We start from the raw sequence: 17,815 nt of genomic DNA on the forward strand, positions 1-17,815 counted from the left end.
CGTCAGGCGGGCACAGGCACGCTGGCGACGCCGGGTTCGTGGAAGGTGACCCCGTTCGCCGCCTTGCTTGCGCCGGAACGGTCGAGCAGCGGAGTGAGGCCACCGGTGTGCTGGGGGTAGTTGGCGCCGAGGATCATGCAGGCGTCGATGTCGTCGGCGCTCTCAACGGTGCCCTCGGCGAGCATGCGCCAGGCTTCGTCGGCCAAACCGGCGAGCAGGAACGAACGGATGTCCTCCGGTGCTGTGGGAAGCGGTCGGGTCGAGGTGACTGCGACGTCCCCGACGATCGCCATGGCCTCAGGACTGAGGTGGCCGTCGTCGCCGAGGTAGCCGCTGAGCTTCAACTCCACGATGCGGGCGAGGCTCGGACTCACCCGGAACCGTTCGGCCGCGTCGACGTTCATGGTCTCGAGAATGTGCAGCTGCACAGCCGGGCCGATGTAACCCAGCAGGGTGAGGGCCGTCATCGGCAGGCCGTCATTCACGAGGGCGGTGTCGACGGTGCGGGCATCCGTTCCGGCGTCGATGAGCTCGAGGGTGTCGCTGAACAGGCGGGTGAGCAAGCGGTTGACGACGAAGCCGGGGGAGTCCTTCACGAGAACCGCGGTCTTGCCGAGGGCGCCGGCCAGGGCAAACGCCGCGGCGACGGCCTCAGGGCTCGTGTGAACGGACCGCACGATTTCCACCAGGGGGAGCACGGCGACCGGGTTGAAGAAGTGAAAACCGATCAGGCGTTCCGGGTGTCGCAGGTGAGCGCCCTGGTCTTCGATGGACAGCGATGACGTGTTGGTCAGCAACACCGCCGTGTCGCTGACGACGTCTTCAACGGATGCCCATACCTGACGCTTCACCGTGAGGTCCTCGAACACGGCCTCGATCACCACGTCGCAGCTCGCGTGGGCGGTCGCCTCGGTTCCGGCGGTGACGAGAGCTTCGATGCGCCCGCGTTCCGGAGCGCTCATGCCGCGCTTGACGGACCGGTCGAGCTGCCCGGCGACGCGTTCGAGGGCGAGGTCGACTCGCTCGGGGCTGAGATCGATCAGGTGGGTGGGTGCGTTGAGGCGTTCGGCGAACAGAAAGGCGAGTTGGGTGGCCATCAGGCCGCCTCCCACGACGCCGACCTGGGACACTGCGGTGTTGGTTCCGGATTTTTTGGCCGGTCGGCTGCGCTTGCGGGCGGCCTGAACGGCGAAGAAGGCGTAGATACTGGCCCGGCACTCGTCGCTGTGCAGCAACTCGCCGAAGGCGGTGATCGTGTCGGCCTCGAGCGCGTCACCCGACCGCGCGTGCCGGGCAGCGGTTCGATCCGCGTCGAGGACTGCGGTGGGGAGAGCGGCCCACGCTGAGAGCAGTGTGAGGGCCCCGTCAACGGACGGGAGGGCCCCGGGGATGCGCTTGGCGACGCCGCTGCGCACAGTCTCTGGATTCCAGTCGGCGGTGTGCGCCTCCGTGGTGGGGGTGACTCCCGTCAGCCGGGCCGCAGCCCAGGTGAGTGAGGCTTCGAGGAAGTTTTCGCTGGGCAGCACGACATCAGCGAGGCCGATCCGGTGCGCCTCGAGTGCTGAGAAGTGACGACCGCTGAGGGAACGCGTGATGGCCACGTCGGCGGCCACGCCGACTCCCACGAGCTCGCAGAGGGAGGTGATCCCGCCCCAGCCGGGCAGGAGTCCGAGGCGAACCTCCGGGAGCCCGATGTTGCGTGCTGTCGCGGCCACCGTGCGGTAGTCCGCCCGCAGGGCGAGTTCGAGGGCGCCGCCAACTGCTGCGCCGTTGAGGAAGGCAAAGGTGGGCACGGCGAGGCTGGTGATGGCATTGAACGCCGAATAGCCGGCGCGCGCGATGCTCTCGCCGTCGGCTGCCGAGGCGGCAGATTGGAATCCGGTGAGGTCGGCGCCAGCACCGAACGCAGAACCGGTACCGATGAAGGCGACGGCGTCGACCTGGCTCACGTCGATCTTGCGAACGGCGGAGCCTAGGGCACGGAGGGCGTCCGAGGTCCAGGTGACGAGGGTGCCCGGTGCCGGGACGAACGTGACAACGGCAATCTTGTGGCCGGCGCTGACGTGCTGGCTGACCTTGACTCGAGTGTTCGTTTCACTAACCACGGTGCTCCTTCGCGCCGAACCGACAGATACAAGTACTGTCTAACTGAGACTGAGTCTCATGTCAAGTGATACTCAGTCCCAATCGGGGTGTCATACGAGGGCGCGGGTGGCTCAGTGTTCGAGAGCGCGCAGCTGTTTTTCGATGGCCAGTGCCATTTCGTGCGGGGAGGCGGAGGCGGGAAAGACTGCCACGACGAGGTCGGAGCGCGATGCCCCCCGTCCGGCGCGGGGCTCGGAGTCGGGGGAGAACAGCCTGCGAACCGACAGGAGTTCCTCGGCGAGCTCGTCGGGCCCCACCGGGTCGTCGGACCGGATGAGGCGGCGCAGCTCAAAGTTGTGGGTGGCCGTGACGGCGCTCGCGAAGCGTATGGCGGTGAGCGGTGGGACGGCAGGCAGCATCTGCCTGAGGTACGCGGCAAACGTCTTCTCGTAGCGGGACACCATGATGGTCTCGCGGTCGCGGAGCACCTGCGATTCGCGCACGACGAGGTCCCGCAGCCGCACGATTTCCAGTCGTTCACGGAACCGCTCGAAGACGAGGGCGGCCGCGTCGCAGACGGCAATCCAGGGATCGGAGTGCTGCGTGGCGAAGTAGGAGGAAATCTGCTCGAGCAACTCGTCATGGTCTGCGAAGATCACGTCGTCTTTGGAGCCGAATTGCCGGAAGAAGGTGCTGCGGGACACTCCTGCGGCCTCGGCGATCTGGGTCGCCGAGGTGGCCTCATAGCCGTGGTCGTGGAAGAGGCGCACGGCGATGTCGGCGACGTCGACGCGGCTGAGGGGGGTGGGGGCAGTGGCAGGTGAGGCGTCAGGCATGGTGAGGTGAAATTATCACGAATCTGACACCGAGTTTCACGGCACGCTGGCGGGCGGCCCGGCGGGCAGTGTTGGGCGGGGTGCCCGCGGCGGCGTGGGGGCGTCGCCTCGATCGAGTCTGGTTGCTCACTAGAGCTACCGCGCCCGGCCGGGTAACGTGCTCCGTATGGCCATCAAACTTGAAAACGTCGGCATCGCCGTACGCGACCTCGAAGCGGCGATCTCCTTTTTCACGGACCTCGGTCTCATCGTCGTCGGCAGAGACACAGTCAGCGGCGAGTGGACCGATACTGCCGTCGGCCTTGACGGCAACCATTCCAAGATTGCGATGCTCCACACACCGGACGGTCACGGTCGCCTTGAGCTCTTCGAGTACATCCACCCCGAGGCGATCGAGTCGAATGCCACTCGCCCCAACGAGATCGGCATGCACCGCGTCGCCTTCTCCGTCGACGACCTCGACGCTGCCCTTGAGATCGCCGCACGCCACGGCTGCCTCCCGCTCCGAGGCGTGGCAACGTACGAGGACATCTACAAGCTCACGTATATCCGCGGTCCCAGCGGCATCATCGTGATGCTCGCCGAGGAATTGAAGAAGGCCTGACGGTCGGATCGGCCGAGTGCACGGCCCGGGGTATTAGGCGCTGAGCCACTTTTCGAGCTCTGCCGTGGGGTCTTCTTCCCAGGGGAGGGGGAGGATGCCGCCGATGTAGCCTTCGTACCAGGCCCTGACCTCGGGTGACTGGTAGGCGGCCTGCAATGCGAGGGCCTTCTCGGTTCCCGCGAAGTCGGGCCGACCGGCCACGACGCAGCGGAACGGGATCTGATCGGCGTCTTCCTCGAAGGCGAGTTGGTTCTTCGCGGTGAGGTTGGACTCGGCGGCCAGGCGAACGAAGAGGAACGCGGCATCCACATCGGGCAGGGTTTGTTTGAGCGACTGCTGGTCAACCTCGACGAACTCGAACTCGAGCGGATTCGACGTGATGTTCCTCTGTGAGGTGTGGATCACGTCCACACCCTTCGTGAGGGTGATCAGCCCGGCATCGCGCAGCAGGAACAGGGCGCGGCCGTTGTTCGCCGGGTCGACCGGCAGGGCGATCTTCGCGCCCTTCGGCAGATCGTCGAGCGACGTGTACTTCAGGGAGTAGATGCCGCCCGGGGAGCCGTACTCGTAGAACAGGCCCACGAGGTCGAGGTTCTTGTCGGTGTTGAACTGCTGCAGGTAGGCGCCGTGCTGAAAGAAATTGGCGTCGTACTCCTGTTGGGCAACCGCAAGGTTCGGTTGGATGATGTCGGTGACGTACTTCACCGTGACCGCCCAGCCGTCCTTCTCCAGCAGAGCCTGGGCGATCTTCGTCGGCTCCTGGTACGGTGCCGATTCGGTGACAATGAGCTTGATCGTCTTGTCGGACGCGCCACCCTTGCCAGCGGATGCCGCGGCGCCGCCGGCCAGGCCGCATCCGCTCAGCACCGAAACGCCGGCACAGGCCACCCCGGCGAGGGCGTAGGTCAAGAAACTTCTGCGTTGCATGCTTCTCCAGGAATGTAGGCGTTAGCGGTAGGCGGAGGGAACTGGCGCGGTGTCGTTGAGGTAGTACCGGCCGAGTTCGTTGAGTTTCCACGCCACGGGGTCGTGCAGCGTGTGGGTGCGCACGTCGCGCCAGTAGCGGTCGAAGCCGTACTTGGTGCCGGCGGCGCGCGCGCCGATCACGTCGTAGATGCCGGCAGTGACGTCGAGGGCCACGTGGTGCGCGGTGACCTTGGCGGCCACGATCTGCTCGGCGACGCCGGATCGTTCGGACGCGTCGAGGAGCGGCCCCTGGTTCCATGCCCACTGCAGTGCAGTGGTTGCCTGGTCGACGACAGCGGAGAGCGCCTGCAACCGGGAGACGAAGCTGCCGTAATGGTTGAGGATGAACGGATCTTCCGCGGCGGACTCAACATCGGCGTGAAACCACGGCCGGGCCTGTTCGCGCGTGTAGTCCCGTGCTGCGATCACGGCGCCCTCGGCCGCCGCGAGGTAGCAGTGACTGAACAGCAATTGGAAGCCGGGGGTGGTCAGCACCTGGTGCGGTTCGCGTTCGGCATCGCTCGCGCCGAGGTTCACGATCACTGCGGAGTCGGGAACGAACACGTCGTTGAACTCGATCGTGTTGGTGGCGGTGAGCCGGGAACCCAGAACATCCCAGTCGTCGTGACGCACGACGCCCTCCCAGCCGGTGTTGATCAGCACGGCGAGGCGGGAACCGTCGGGCAGGATGGCGCGGCCGTAAATCTGGTCGGCGACCCGGCTGCCGGTGGCGAAAGGCTTCTTACCGTTCAGAACGTAGCCACCCTCGACCCGGCGGGCCTGTGCCTGCGGTCCCTGGGGCGTTCCGGTGGAGGAGAAGAGCCAGCGCTTGGCGATGGTCTCGTCGGCGAGCAGCTGCGCGCGATCGTCGGGCAGGTCGATGTACGAAAATGCCTGAAAGATGTAGTGGTAGCCGAGCAACTGGCCGATGGAGTTGTCGACGCGGGCGATGCGCTGCACGATCTCGAAGGCCGTGCGCCAGTCGAGGCCGGCGCCGCCGAACCGGGCGGGAACGGTGAGCGGCAGCAGCCCCGCCTCGCGCAGCACCTCGAGTTCGGCGAATGGCGGCGCGTTCGTCGCGTCTCGTTCGCGCGCGTCTACGCCGAGGATCTCGGCCGCGGCATCCGCTCGCGCGTACCAAATTGATTGCTGTTCGGTGTTGTCGACGCCGAAACGGCGCAGGATGCTCGCGGTCATCGGGTGGCCACCGTTCTGCGGCTCTCGGCGGTGGCGGAGGACTCGGCGAAGGCGCCCCGATAGGCGGCAGCCGGGTGGCTCTTCGGCAGATGCGGCCCGTCGCCGAAGAGTTTCTCGCGCAGAGTTCCGGGCGCGTACTCGGTCTGCGCGAGCCCGCGCCCCCGGAGCTCGGGCAGCACGCCGTCGATGAAGTCGGTGTACGAGCCGGGGATGGTCTGGTTGATGATGTTGATGCCGTCGATGCCGGCGTCCTGCCAGAGTTCGAGCTGATCGACGATCTGCTCGGGCGTGCCCACGATTTGCTGGGCGCGCGCACGGTAGTTGGCCACGTCGGTGAGAGTGGGGTTGCGGCCCGGCGTGGAATCGATGATGGCCTGCAGCAGGCCCTGGCCGCCCTCGGTCTCGATGTCGCCGAGGGGGGTGTCGAGCGGGAGTCCGCCGAGGTCGACGCCGAGACCGCCGCCGATGTGGGCGATGATCATGTCGAGATCGAGGTACTGCTCGAGCTCGGCCTTCTTCGCGTGGGCCTCGGCTTCGGTGCTGCCCACGACGAAGGACAGGCCGGTGAAGAGCTTCACGTCGTCGGCGCGGCGACCGGCGGCAACGGCCTCCGAGCGGATGCCGGCAGATACCTTGGCCGCATAGGCGGTGTTCGGGGCGAAGAGGAACGTCGCCTCGGCGTTGCCGGCGGCGAACTGCTGCCCGCGCCCGGAGCTGCCGGCCTGGAAGAGGAGCGGGGTGCGCTGCGGAGACGGCGACACGAGGTGCGGCCCGTCGATCGAGTACCGCTCGCCGCGATGGTAGATCTTGTGCACCCTGTCGGGGTCGGCGTGAACCCCGGACTCCTTGTTCTGCACGAGCGAGCCCTCATCCCACGAGCCTTCCCACAGCTTGTAAACCGCGTCGGAGTACTCGTCTGCCCAGTCGTAGCGGGCGGCGTGGGCGGTGAGGCCGTCGGAGCCGAAGTTACGGTGCGAGTTCTCGAGCGCGCTCGTGACGATGTTCCACGCGGCGCGGCCGTTGCTGATGTGGTCGAGGGTCGAGATCTGCCGTGCGAACTGGAAGGGGTGGGACTGCACGACGGACGACGTGGCCGCGAGCCCGATGTCGGTGGTCACCGCGGCGAGGGCCGCGAGCAGGATGAGCGGGTCGTTCGAGGGAACCTGCAGGCCGCGCTGCACGTGCGAGGCCCAACCACCGTCGTGGTCGCCGTAGAGGCCCACCACGTCGGCGAGGAAGATGGCATCGAACTTGGCGGCCTCGAGCTGTTTCGCGAGGTCGATCCACAGGGGAAGCTCGTTGAACCGGTGCTGCTGGGCATCCGGGTGGCGCCACTGGCCGCCGAGGATATGGCTCGTGGTGTTCATGACGAAGGCGCTGAGCAGCAAGCGGGGCCGGGGGCCGGCGAAGCGGGACGATGCGGACATGAGGGACTCCCTTGGTGGGCGTTAGTGGCGTTTGTCGAGGTGGCGGGAGAGGCGGCTGCCGCTGATCTGTACGACCTGCACGAGCACGACCATGAGCACGATCGCCACGATCATGAGTTGGGTGTCGTAGCGGTAGTAGCCGTAACGGATGGCGAAATCACCGATTCCACCGCCGCCCACAAGGCCGGCCATGGCGGAGTAGGAGATGAAGCTCACGGTCATGATGGTGATCGAGGAGACCAGCGCCGGGCGCGCCTCCACGAGCAGAACATCACGCACGATCTGGGCGCGGCTCGCCCCCATGGAGCGAGCGGCCTCCACGACTCCGCCACCGAGCTGGGTGAGGTTCTGTTCGACGAAGCGGGCGAAGTAGGGGATGGCGTTGATGCTGAGCGGCACGATCACGGCCGCCGTGCCGATGCTCGTGCCCACGATGAACCGCGTGATGGGAATGATCGCGATCAGCAGGATGAGGAAGGGGAACGAGCGGATCACGTTGACGAGACCGTCGAGTATGCGGTGCAGCCTCGGCTTGGGCTTGAGTCCGTTCGGCCCGATGGAGTAGAGGAGAATGCCCAGCGGCGTGCCCAGCAGGATGGCGAGCGGAATGGCCACGATGAGCATCACCCCGGTCTGCCCGAGTGCCAGCACGAGCTCCGGCCACACTTCGATCACGCGCTCAAGCACGGCTGCGCTCCGGGGCCCGGTCGAGACGGATATCGTCGGCGATCAGGTACCGGCCGATCTCGGTGGTCGGCACGAAGCCGGGCCGGTCGAGCTCCGCAAGGTCGAATCGCTCCACCACTCGGCCTGCTTCCATGACGGCGACGTTGTCGGCGATGGCCTTGATCACGTTCATCTCGTGCGTCACGATCACGAGGGTGATGCCGAGTTGGGCATTCACGTCGCTCAGGTACTGCAGAACGGATGCCGTGGTGCGCGGATCGACGGCGCTCGTGGGTTCGTCGCACAGCAGCACTCGGGGCCTGCTGGCGAGGGCCCGCGCGATGCCCACGCGCTGTTTCTGCCCGCCGGAGAGGCTTGCTGGGTACGACTTCGCCTTGTCGGCGAGGTCCACGATGTCGAGGGCCTCTGCCGCGCGCCTGCGGCGTTCGACAGTGCCGACGCCCGCGAATTTGAGCGAGAGCTCAACGTTCTGCTGGGCGGTGAGGTTGTTCAGCAGGTTGAAATGCTGGAAGACCATGCCGATGTTGTGGCGGGTGGTGCGAAGTTGTTGGTCGGTGAGGCTGAGGAGGTCGGTGCCGTCGACGACGACTCGCCCCCGGGTGGGGCGCTCGAGCAGGTTGATCGTGCGCAGCAGCGTGGACTTGCCCGCGCCGGAAAAGCCGATGATCCCCTGGATGGATCCTTCGGGTACGTGCAGTGACACGGAGTCCACCGCGGCCAGCGGCCCGTCGGGACCGGCGAATGTCACCGAGACGTCTTGGATGTCGATCACGATTCACGCTCCTGCCGAGGGTTGTCCTGCGGATCGGGGGACCCCGAGACGCATTTTCACCATACTGACCGAGCGGTTGGCAGCTCCGCCGTGTGACGTTATGTGGCCGGGCGCACCCCCGAATGGCCGTGCGCGTCTTCGGCGATGCCGAAAGCTGCATGAGCGCGTGTGCGTGGCGTATTGCTCCGCAACGGGTCGCCGGCAGTCAGTCGTCGATCCGCTTCGCCACTTCGTACCCGCCTCGGGAGAAAACGGTATGAAAGCTGACTCCCGGGTGCAGCTGCGCCGCCGCGGCGCGGGCTGACGGCCACTCTTCTGGCAACCCGCCCGACTCCAGATCGACGACCAGATAGTCGGGGGTGGGGTTCGCGTTTCCTATCCAGTACACGGTGTTTCGATCGACCAGATACCCGATCAGGCCGACGTCGGATTCGACCAGCGAACCCGGGGGAACTACCGCCAGTGCTGCGTTTGCCGCCTCGCTGCGCTGTGTCGAGAACTCGCCGGCCGTGTTGGCAAGTTTCGCCAGCGGCAGCTGGGGAAGAAGCGCCACGGCAGCCACGACAATCAGCACCGGTGCAACGCGCCCATAACCCCGCAGCAACCGCAGAGGGCTGCTTCGACAGGCCCCGATGGCATCAAGTGCCGCGCAGAACAGCACGGGCATGAGAACGGCACTGTATTGCCAGGAATGACCCCAATAGCCGGAATTGTCGGATGTGAATCGCCAGGCAAGAGTGGGCAGAAGCACGAGTGCCAGAGGTGAGCGCAGTGCGATGGCACCGGAGGCAACGACCAGCAGGGCGAGGGTGATGCCCTTCTCCGATTGAAACAACGAAGCCGGGTCGCTCAGGAGGGTGGCCGGGTCGATGCTCTGCGTGTAGGCCCAGCGATCGTCGGGGTTGAGGAGCGGCAAAACTATGAGGCTTGCGATGCCGAACCAGCCGACTCCCCAGGCGGCGAGCCAGATTCCGAGCGTTCGGCGACTGCGGTAGGCGAGCACGAGCCCGATCACAGCCACGGTCAGGCCCAGGTCCTCCTTCACAAACACGAGGGGCATGGCCCAGAGCATGCACGCGGTCCAACGCTGACTCAACAGCGCCGAGAGGGAAAGCGCCAGGAGCGGAACGGCGAACGCGACCTCGTGAAACTGTGCCTCGACGGCGCCTTGGAGTCCCCAGCTGAAAGCAAACGCCAACCCGAAAACCAGCCCCGCCCAGCGCCCCAGCAGTCGACCTGCTGCGTGCGTGATCACGGCCGCAGCGACTCCGAAGAGCAGGTTCTGCACGATCAGCAGGGTGAACGCGCTCGGGAACGCGGCATAGATCGGACCCAGAAGCACCAGAAGCGGATGAAAATGATCACCGAGGAGGTTGTACCCGTCGCCCTTGATGGTGACGACGGGTGACTGCACCGCGGCGTACTGCTTGGCGAGTTGCGTGAAGATGCCCAGGTCCCAGGAGAGCACAGTGTAAGAACTCCATTGACGCCACGAAAATAGCGAATAGGCCGTTGCCGTGATCAGCCCGACGAGGGCTGCCGGCCAGATCGCTGCGGAAAGTGCTAAAACCGGGCCGCCTGTGGCGTTGACTGTCGGGACCTCGCGCGAGGGCTGTCCGATCGACTGCACGGCCATGGAATCCCCCCCCTGATTCGGATGTGCGGCATCACGGCGGCCCGTGAGAACTCTCGTTCTGATGGTGGAGCACTGCGCGGAATCACCACGCTCATCTGCTTGTGAGCCTAACGCGACCCTTCTCCCTCGGGCTGACTGCTGGCGCCCAGCCGCGTCGATCAAGCAGTAGCGGGCGCGCTCGCCTCCTGCCGCTCAGCTTGAGCGCCCGTCGGGGGATCACATCTGTGGCGCCCAGCACCTGGCAGCTCCGCAGCGCTTGCAGGCTGCCGACGACGAGGGCAATGCAGGCCGGGTGGAGTGTCGGTGGTGCCTGTCACACTTCTCTCATGACAACCCCTCTTGAAGTTGTTTTCGCCGATCTGTCCGGGTCGCTGGCCCGGTCAGATACGTCCGCGAGAGCGTTCGCGGAGCTGTCCGACGACGGGTCGGAGAGCACCCACCGGGCCATAGCCCACCACCTGCGCGAGGTCACCGCGGCCTACGCCTTATCGGCGGCGAACATGGCCAACCGATCCGACTGGACACTCGGCAGAGAAGGACTGTCGAGGAAGAAGGGCTACAACAGTCCCGAAGACTACGTACAGGCCCTCGGCGGCGGAGGCGGTGGCACCAAGGCGGATACCCGCCGCCTGATCGAGGCCGGCACCATGGCCACCGAAGCCGAAGCCGCCCGAGACAGGCAAGAGCAGGCCGACGTGCTGGCACGGGAACACCCGGAAGCGCCGCCTGTAGAGGTGCACCGGCCGTGGTTCGCGCCACTGGGTGACGCCGTCACCGACGGAACACTCAGCGCCGAAGCTGCCACGGCCATTCGGCGGGGCCTGGGAGAACCGGCCGTCGGTGTGACGGAGGAGATGCTGGCCGAGGCGCTCCTGCATCTCCTCACCGAGTGCCGCACCCTCAACGCCGACCAGGCCGCGAAGGCCGCGAGGCACTGCCGGGACTCGATTGACGCCGCCGGGATCGCCTCCCGCGCCGACGCCATGCGAGCCCGGCAATACCTGCGGGCCGGCACTGGATAGGTACAGTGACAAGCCCGACGGCAGGCTCCACGGCAGCTTTGAACTGGACCCGAAGAACGGGGCCTACTTCAAAGACTTCCTGCAGCAGGTCATCGGCCCGCGCACCGGCGGCCCCCGGTTCGTGGAGAAGGGCGAGAAGGAACGTGCCCAGCGCATCATCGACGACCCGAGGTCCACCGACCAGATCGCCGCAGAGTCGCTGATCGAGGTGATCAAGGTCGCCGCGGGTGCCGACCCCGGCACGATCTTCGGCCGCATCCGCCCCTCGGTGAAGCTCGTGGTGACGGAAGCGCCGGCGCCGGCAGCGACGGGTCTGGTGCTCCCTCGCACAGGGTTCATCGAGGGAACCTCGGATGCGGCGACCGCCGCCACGATCGACAGGGCCGTGTGCGACACCGGATTCACCCCGGTGCTGTTCGGCCGCGACGGATCGGTGCTCGACGTCGGACGGGAGCAACGGCTCTTTACGCAGCCGCAACGCGTGGCGTTGGCGCTTCGGGACGGTGGGTGCATGTGGAAGGACTGCCTGAAACCACCCAGCTTCTCCGAAGCACACCACCTGCATGGGTGGAAGGCAGAAGGCGGACTCACCAACCTCGATGACGGCATCCTGCTCTGCAGCCCCCACCATCTCCGCCTCCATAATGACGGGTGGAGGATCGTCCGCCTCGGCACGGACTTCTGGTTGATCCCACCGCCCGCGGTCGATACGACCCAAACCCCGATCCCCCTAGTAAGCAAATCAGCGCTGAAGTTGGGGTCGCCGCTCCGGCTCCAGGCATAACGGCACCGCAGTGGCAGTGGGTTACGAGCGTCCGGAGAGCGGCTCGCGAGGTCTCGTGTCTGCTAGGAAAGAGCCACGCCAGCTCGCCGCCGCTGGTCGACAAACTCGACAAGCTCTTCGATACACGACCAGCAGGATGAGTGCAGCAGAGACGAGCGTCTGACGCCGCGTCGCCTACACGGATGGCGCGCTGCGCGGACTTCACGCGGCCATCGAAGACGGCATCACGGTGCTGGGCTACCAGCACTGGAGCGCACTCGACAATTACGAGTGGGCGAGCGGGTTCCGACCCACGTTCGGTCTCATCTCGGTGGATCGTGAAACTTTCGTGCGCACCCCTAAGCCCAGCCTGGCCTGGCTCGGCGATGTGGCCCGCAACAACGGGCTTCCCGCGGCGTAGCGTCCGGCGGGTCAGAGTTCCACGTCGCTGCGACCCGAGGTGGCACGGCCACGCCGGCGTCGAAAGGTGGGCCCGGGCGGTCGCGGTATGAGCTGCCGGGCCGCGGGGCTTGTCACGCGGCGTCGACGCAGCTCCAGCCTGAGACTCTCCTCGCCGCGCGCCATCGCCCAGCGATGGTTTGCGGCGAAGACCGGTCGGAACACGGGCACGAAGCGCCGGAGCCACGCCTTGTCGAACGTCACCCGCCAGTCGTAGGTCACCACCGTCTCTGGCCCGTCCTGTTCGAATTGCCACTGGCCCCCGCCCGTCAGGTCACCCCGTGCCGTGAGAGCGAACCCGGTCTCGGACAGCGGCTCGGTGACGGTAAGCGTCCACCTCAGCGTGTAGGGAAGCCAGCCCTTTGTGTAGAGGGTGAAGGTGGATCCGACACCGTCGGAATCGCCCACCGACCCTTGTTCAACGGCCAGGTACACCGACGGCCACCAGCGCGGGAGCGTGGCGGCATCACCGAGAATGTCAGCCACCTCCGCGATCGTGCCCGGTACCCGCCACACGGTGCGAAACTCGAAGAATTCCGACACGATGACCTCCTGTCGTTGGGGACTACACGTCGTCCCGCCGGGAATCTTCGGGGAGAATGGCCAGGGGCTCGGTTTGCACCATCACGTCGCTGGGATTCGAACGGAGGGTGCCGGACAGTAAGTCGGCAGAGCGTGCCACATACACGCCGCCGGAGCCGCAGCCCACGATGTCCGCCCGGCCCTGGCCTGTGGTGTCGGCGAGGAACCGCGGATGCCGGTCGACTCGCCAGCCGCCGGCGCTGTATCCGAAATTGTCGAGCACCAGTCGGGGCTCCTCGAACAGGCCGCCGCCAAGGGACCGGGCAATGTACACGCCGTCGTCGTGGAATCCCACGATGTCGAGCCGCCCGTCCCCGGTGGTGTCGGCCAGGAGACGAGGGTTCTTCGCCACTCGCCACTCGCCACTCGCCAGCCGCCGGAGATGTAGCCGAAACCCGGGTGGGCCTGCACCGGAGCGGCGTACGCTCCGTCGGCGTCCGCGCGCGACAGCAGCACGCCCAGGTCACCGAACCCCACAACGTCTGCGCGACCGTCGCCCGTGGTGTCGGCGAGGAACCGGGGATGCTTCTCGACGCGCCAGGCGACGGATGAGTAGCCGAAGTTGCGCACTGTGAGGTGCGGATCCCAGCCCAGATGCATCCCGGTGAAGGGGCAGAGGACGAAGTCGTTGATCCTCATGAGGCACGGTGCGCCTCCGGCCACGGCGCAGTTCTCGCAGTTGTCGTTGGACACGCCGAACCGACCCCACCTGCCCCCGCAGTCGCATCCGCTCGCCGCGTATTCGTCGGGACAGTTGAAGATATGGCCGCTTTCGTGGGCGAACACTCGATCGATGTTCGAGGGCCCCCAGCCGTCATTGGCGGGGTCCATCACGACGCTTCTATGGGAGTTGTCAAGCTGTTGAGGTCTTTTTTGATGATGTTTCGTGAGTCGTGAGTCGTGAGTCGTGAGTCGTGTGGCGTGTTTTTGGGCGCGTGAGGGTGGCGGGCGGGCCGTCGAAGATGGCCTGTCCGCTGGGCGGTGGTGACGTTTTAGCCTGAATCCACCGATCGGGATCGAGATCTGACGGCGCGTTAAACCGAGAATGCCCATCTGATCAGGTAAATTAGGACTTGTCAAGAGTTCAGATTTACCAACCAGAGGAGCATCTCGTAGATGCAAGTTTCCCACACCAACCGCGCCGTTTCTGCATCATTCACCGACCCGAATCTCGTGTCGTCGGCGGGCTTGGTCCCGATCATGAAATTAGCCGCCCGTGCGGGGTTGGCGACCTTGGCCGATCAGTGGCTGAGCGTCCCCACCGACAAGGGCGCCAACGCCGGTCTGAAAGTCACGTCTCTGGTCGGCGGCATGGTCGCCGGCGCGGACTCCATCGACGACCTCGCCATTCTTCGTCACGGCGGCATGCGGAAAATCTTCAGCAACTGCTACGCGCCGTCAACGTTGGGGTCGTTTCTGCGCGCGTTCACGTTCGGTCACGTCCGGCAGCTCGACGCCGTCGCTTCCCGCTTCGTGCGGGGCCTGGCCGCGGAAACTCCGTTGCTCGTGCACGACACCGACGGCTACATGTTCCTCGACGTCGACGACACCATCATCGAAGTTCACGGCCACCAGAAGGAAGGCTCCGGCTACGGGTACTCCGGGGTGCGCGGCCTCAACGCGATCCTCGCGACAGTCAAGACGGACGTATCGGCGCCGATCATCATCGGCCAGCGACTCCGGCGCGGTGCCTGCGGATCACCGCGCGGCGCGGCCCGTCTGATCCGTGACGCCCTCGCCACGATCAAACGGCTCCGCGGAGCGGGAAAAGCACGCGTGCTCTTTCGTGCCGACTCAGCGTTCTACGGGCACGCCTCCATCAGCGCAGCCCTCAAAGCCGGCGCCGACGTTTCGGTCACTGCCCGGATGGACCCCGCCATCAAACGAGCGATCGGAACGATCCCCGGCGCTGCCTGGACCGCAATTGAATACACCAACGCCATCTATGACGAAGGCAGCAAAACATGGATCAGTAACGCCGAAGTCGCCGAGGTCCCGTTCACCGCGTTCACCTCGCGCAAGAAGAGCGAGCACATCACCGGGCGCTTGGCCGTGCGGCGGATCCCGGAACTGAACAAGAAAAACCTCGACCAGCCAACCCTGTTCGACACCCACCGATTCCACGCCTTTTTCACCACCAGCACCCTCGACACCGTCACCGCCGACAAAACCCACCGCGCCCACGCGGCGATCGAGCTCGTGAATTCCGACCTCAAAAGCAGCGCCCTGGCGCACCTACCCTCCGGTGTATTCACCGCCAACGCCGCCTGGCTGGTCATGGCCGTCATGGCGTTTAACCTCACCCGCGCCGCCGCGACGATCGCGGGAAACGGTCTCAGCCGATCGACCACCGCAACGATCCGCCGGAAACTTGTCAGCGTCCCCGCACGAATCTCAACCTCGGCGCGGCGCGTGACATTGCACCTGCCCGAACACTGGCCTTGGGAGAAACCCTGGACGGCCCTGTTCACAAAGAACTTCCGGCCCCAACAACCCGCCCCCACCTGACCAACCAGCCGACACCGACATCAACAGGAGCACCAGTGGAACACCCGGGCCGCGAGACCCGGACCACAACCACGCCCGAAACTCCGAAAGCTCGCCGAAACAAAATCAGGATCCGATCAGAGGTCGACCGGTGGATTCAGGCTAAGATGGTGTGGTTATCGAGGACGCGGAACAGGTGCCGGGCGATGTAGCGTTTCAGGACGCGTTGGATTTCTTTGGGTGTCTTGCCTTCCTTCGTCCGTTTCTCGACGTAGGCGGCGGTCGCCGGGTCGTGGTGGTAGCGGTAGAACGTGGTGACCCAGATGGCGGTGTTGAGCGCCCGGTCGCCGCCGCGGTGCAGACGGTAGCGGATGGTGTTGCCCGATGACGCGGGGATGGGCGCGATGCCCGCGAAGCGGGCGAACGCGGCCTCGGAGCGGATGCGTCCCTGGTGCGACCACGACACGATCAGCTGCGCGGCGACGATCGCGCCGACGCCGTGCTCAAGCAGCAGGTAGGGGGCGAGGGCTTTCACGTGCTTGAGGAGGCCCTTCTCGTTCGCCGTGAGCTCGGCTTGACGGCTGAGGATCTCTCGCGCTTCGCGGGCAGCCTCGGCGCGGATGGTGACCATGCCGACGTCATCGTTTCGATGGGCGCGCCAGGCTGCGACGACTTTGACTTGCTCGGCGGTGAGGGCCAGCCGAACGTCCAGGCCGAAACCGTACCCGCGCAGCAGCGCTGTGAGGCGGTTGTTGGAGGCGCTGTGGGCCTTCTTGAGGGCGGCGCGCGCGGTCAGTAGCACCGTCAAGGCTGCGTGGTGCCCAGCGTGGTTGCGGGGCGTGATGAGGTGCTCCATTGGCAGGGCGAGGGCGTAGCGGGCGGCGTGCTCGGCGTCGATGGGGTCGGTTTTGCCGGCCCGGCGAACGCCGCGCTTGGGCGGCCTGGTTTCGGTGACGCGCACGCCGGCGGCCGTCAGGAGGTCGCAGAACTGGGCTCCGTAGGACCCGGTGCCCTCCATGGCCACCAAAACCGGCCCCGTTGTTTCGCGTTCGATCCACGCCTGAGCCCGTTTGAGTCCGGGCGGAGTTGTCGGGAATGTTTGCGCGGTGCCGTGTTTCCCGCCCAGATGGTCGAGGGCGACCAGCGTGTGTGTTTTGGCATGGGTATCCACCCCGATGACATAACTGAACTGCTGTGAGACCATGGTCACGATAACTCCTTCGATGGGTGTTATGTCGTGCCGGTCTGGGGTTCCTCGGAGAACATCTCTGTAATGAGTCACGACCCTGTCGGGGGTACGGACAGGCTTCTAATCAAGTCACTCTGAGGGTCACAGGCCGGCCTCGATTCGATGCGTGGAGCGGACATGTCGAGACGAAGACACCTCCGTGAAGAGGGTCAGAGACCAAAAGAGTCACGCAACCCACACGAATCAAGACCAGCCTGCCAGCTGATAACCAGACCAGCTATAACCATTACAGAGACACGGGCCTCCGATGAGCGCGTAGGCGAAGTGGTTCACCGGATACTTCGTGAAGAAACCGCAGTAGCTCGAGCGCGTTTCGAATTGGGTGCGCAGGCTTTCCACGTAGTCGTTCACGCCGGTCCAGTCGGGGGCGAAACTGAGGGACGCCATGGCGGGATCGCGCCACAGCGACTCCAGATCCGGTGCGTTGGGATCGGCGGGAACGGTGAGGTTCACGTTCTGGATGTTGTAGGTGAAGGTGACGGCCGCGAGAGGATTCGAGGCGGCTAGGGATGTCAGCCCGTTCTGTACCTCGGCGACGATCGCGAGTACCTCGGCATCGGTGAATCGCAGGTCGGCGGTCGGGCCCTGAACAATGACGATTCCCGTGGAGACCGACCCCTCGAGGAACTCGCTCGTGGGCCCGGCGGCACCGACGGATCGCGCCTGGCCCGCGGGCGGTGCCTGGATGCACCCCGGCATGTTCCACGGCTCGCCGTCGCGCGGACGCGTCGCTTTGCTTTCCAGGTATCGGGCTGATTCGCGCAGCGCCAGGGCCGCTACGCCCAGACCTTCAGTCGCGGTCAATCCACCCGGCGCCCTGCCCGGAGAGAACCGTTCTGGCAGGTGCGCGTCGGCTTCTTCCGGTGGCACCGTCACGATCTGCACGCGCCCGTAGCGGTGTAGGGGGGGGGGGGTGCCGGGAGTCGAGCCGTCCTTCCCGTCGTGACCGAGGTCGAGTACCGCGCGTTCCGTCGTGTGTAAATCCCCGGCCATTGGCTTCTCCTGCTGTGTCAGTCGAATTTAGCTCGTAGCGATAGTGGCCC

The 17,815-nt window shown here is 65.8% G+C and carries 16 protein-coding genes and 1 pseudogene; 5 read left to right on the forward strand and 12 right to left on the reverse strand.

Features of this window, described 5'->3' with window-relative positions; translation table 11 throughout:
- Positions 1-2: 2 nt before the first annotated feature.
- Positions 3-2,105, reverse strand: coding sequence for a 3-hydroxyacyl-CoA dehydrogenase NAD-binding domain-containing protein (locus BJ997_RS21995; protein ID WP_052542575.1), 2,103 nt, complete (start codon positions 2,103-2,105; stop codon positions 3-5).
- A 111-nt stretch (positions 2,106-2,216) separates the two neighbouring features.
- Positions 2,217-2,921 (reverse strand): TetR/AcrR family transcriptional regulator, encoded by a 705-nt coding sequence (locus BJ997_RS18740; RefSeq protein WP_183323668.1) that lies wholly within the window; start codon positions 2,919-2,921, stop codon positions 2,217-2,219.
- A 166-nt stretch (positions 2,922-3,087) separates the two neighbouring features.
- On the opposite strand from BJ997_RS18740, the gene BJ997_RS18745 reads away from it, so the two are divergent.
- Positions 3,088-3,525 carry a VOC family protein gene (locus tag BJ997_RS18745; RefSeq protein WP_035838894.1) on the forward strand — a complete coding sequence of 146 codons (438 nt, stop codon included), beginning with the start codon at positions 3,088-3,090 and terminating at the stop codon, positions 3,523-3,525.
- A 33-nt stretch (positions 3,526-3,558) separates the two neighbouring features.
- Here the strand turns inward: BJ997_RS18745 and BJ997_RS18750 are convergent, their stop codons facing one another.
- From BJ997_RS18750 to BJ997_RS18775, 6 genes are all read right to left on the reverse strand, one after another.
- A complete protein-coding gene (locus BJ997_RS18750) occupies positions 3,559-4,452 on the reverse strand; it encodes a MetQ/NlpA family ABC transporter substrate-binding protein (protein ID WP_052542577.1) in 894 nt (297 codons plus the stop codon).
- 21 nt (positions 4,453-4,473) lie between these two features.
- A complete protein-coding gene (locus BJ997_RS18755) occupies positions 4,474-5,688 on the reverse strand; it encodes an acyl-CoA dehydrogenase family protein (protein ID WP_035838900.1) in 1,215 nt (404 codons plus the stop codon).
- Complete coding sequence (locus tag BJ997_RS18760) at positions 5,685-7,115, reverse strand: NtaA/DmoA family FMN-dependent monooxygenase (RefSeq protein ID WP_035838903.1); 1,431 nt, start codon at positions 7,113-7,115, stop codon at positions 5,685-5,687. The genes BJ997_RS18755 and BJ997_RS18760 overlap by 4 nt, the downstream gene beginning before the upstream one ends.
- A gap of 21 nt (positions 7,116-7,136) precedes the next feature.
- Positions 7,137-7,802 (reverse strand): methionine ABC transporter permease, encoded by a 666-nt coding sequence (locus BJ997_RS18765; protein ID WP_035838904.1) that lies wholly within the window; start codon positions 7,800-7,802, stop codon positions 7,137-7,139.
- The gene (locus tag BJ997_RS18770) at positions 7,795-8,574 is read right to left on the reverse strand and encodes a methionine ABC transporter ATP-binding protein (protein WP_035838906.1); all 780 of its coding nucleotides are present in this window, start codon (positions 8,572-8,574) and stop codon (positions 7,795-7,797) included. Before BJ997_RS18770 ends, BJ997_RS18765 begins: the two co-directional genes overlap by 8 nt.
- A 205-nt stretch (positions 8,575-8,779) precedes the next feature.
- A complete protein-coding gene (locus BJ997_RS18775; protein WP_052542578.1) occupies positions 8,780-10,210 on the reverse strand; it encodes a DUF2079 domain-containing protein in 1,431 nt (476 codons plus the stop codon).
- Positions 10,211-10,536: 326 nt separating this feature from the next.
- Between BJ997_RS18775 and BJ997_RS18780 the strand changes: the two genes are divergently transcribed.
- The 3 genes and pseudogenes from BJ997_RS18780 to BJ997_RS18790 form a co-directional block, all read left to right on the forward strand.
- Positions 10,537-11,232: a hypothetical protein gene (locus BJ997_RS18780; RefSeq protein ID WP_035838907.1), complete on the forward strand. Its 696-nt coding sequence runs from the start codon at positions 10,537-10,539 to the stop codon at positions 11,230-11,232.
- Complete coding sequence (locus BJ997_RS18785) at positions 11,159-12,016, forward strand: HNH endonuclease signature motif containing protein (protein ID WP_183323670.1); 858 nt, start codon at positions 11,159-11,161, stop codon at positions 12,014-12,016. The genes BJ997_RS18780 and BJ997_RS18785 overlap by 74 nt, the downstream gene beginning before the upstream one ends.
- A gap of 163 nt (positions 12,017-12,179) precedes the next feature.
- Positions 12,180-12,416, forward strand: a pseudogene (locus BJ997_RS18790) (family 1 glycosylhydrolase); the annotation flags it as partial.
- Positions 12,417-12,427: 11 nt separating this feature from the next.
- On the opposite strand, the gene BJ997_RS18795 reads toward BJ997_RS18790, so the two are convergent.
- Both BJ997_RS18795 and BJ997_RS18800 read right to left on the reverse strand, forming a co-directional pair.
- Positions 12,428-13,000 (reverse strand): SRPBCC family protein, encoded by a 573-nt coding sequence (locus tag BJ997_RS18795; RefSeq protein WP_052542843.1) that lies wholly within the window; start codon positions 12,998-13,000, stop codon positions 12,428-12,430.
- Positions 13,001-13,019: 19 nt separating this feature from the next.
- The gene (locus BJ997_RS18800) at positions 13,020-13,388 is read right to left on the reverse strand and encodes an FG-GAP repeat domain-containing protein (RefSeq protein WP_035840876.1); all 369 of its coding nucleotides are present in this window, start codon (positions 13,386-13,388) and stop codon (positions 13,020-13,022) included.
- Positions 13,389-14,152: 764 nt separating this feature from the next.
- Here BJ997_RS18800 and BJ997_RS18805 point away from each other — a divergent pair.
- Positions 14,153-15,544, forward strand: a complete 1,392-nt coding sequence (locus BJ997_RS18805) for an IS1380 family transposase (RefSeq protein WP_035841060.1) — start codon at positions 14,153-14,155, stop codon at positions 15,542-15,544.
- A gap of 136 nt (positions 15,545-15,680) precedes the next feature.
- Here BJ997_RS18805 and BJ997_RS18810 read toward each other — a convergent pair whose 3' ends face one another.
- Entirely contained in the window at positions 15,681-16,727 is a 1,047-nt protein-coding gene (locus BJ997_RS18810; protein ID WP_244962891.1) for an IS110 family RNA-guided transposase, read from the reverse strand.
- 228 nt (positions 16,728-16,955) lie between these two features.
- Positions 16,956-17,765 (reverse strand): hypothetical protein, encoded by an 810-nt coding sequence (locus BJ997_RS18815; RefSeq protein WP_183323674.1) that lies wholly within the window; start codon positions 17,763-17,765, stop codon positions 16,956-16,958.
- Positions 17,766-17,815 lie beyond the last annotated feature (50 nt).

The sequence above is a fragment of the Cryobacterium roopkundense genome, from assembly GCF_014200405.1.
Classification (GTDB): domain Bacteria; phylum Actinomycetota; class Actinomycetes; order Actinomycetales; family Microbacteriaceae; genus Cryobacterium; species Cryobacterium roopkundense.

Excerpts from the sequence above, each read along its gene's own strand:
- BJ997_RS18755 (WP_035838900.1), bottom strand. The coding sequence starts at position 5,688 with ATGACCGCGAGCATCCTGCGCCGTTTCGGCGTCGACAACACCGAACAG.
- BJ997_RS18775 (WP_052542578.1), bottom strand. The coding sequence starts at position 10,210 with ATGGCCGTGCAGTCGATCGGACAGCCCTCGCGCGAGGTCCCGACAGTC.
- BJ997_RS18780 (WP_035838907.1), top strand. The coding sequence starts at position 10,537 with ATGACAACCCCTCTTGAAGTTGTTTTCGCCGATCTGTCCGGGTCGCTG.
- BJ997_RS18750 (WP_052542577.1), bottom strand. The coding sequence starts at position 4,452 with ATGCAACGCAGAAGTTTCTTGACCTACGCCCTCGCCGGGGTGGCCTGT.
- BJ997_RS18810 (WP_244962891.1), bottom strand. The coding sequence starts at position 16,727 with ATGGTCTCACAGCAGTTCAGTTATGTCATCGGGGTGGATACCCATGCC.
- BJ997_RS18745 (WP_035838894.1), top strand. The coding sequence starts at position 3,088 with ATGGCCATCAAACTTGAAAACGTCGGCATCGCCGTACGCGACCTCGAA.
- BJ997_RS18740 (WP_183323668.1), bottom strand. The coding sequence starts at position 2,921 with ATGCCTGACGCCTCACCTGCCACTGCCCCCACCCCCCTCAGCCGCGTC.
- BJ997_RS18760 (WP_035838903.1), bottom strand. The coding sequence starts at position 7,115 with ATGTCCGCATCGTCCCGCTTCGCCGGCCCCCGGCCCCGCTTGCTGCTC.
- BJ997_RS18815 (WP_183323674.1), bottom strand. The coding sequence starts at position 17,765 with ATGGCCGGGGATTTACACACGACGGAACGCGCGGTACTCGACCTCGGT.
- BJ997_RS18805 (WP_035841060.1), top strand. The coding sequence starts at position 14,153 with ATGCAAGTTTCCCACACCAACCGCGCCGTTTCTGCATCATTCACCGAC.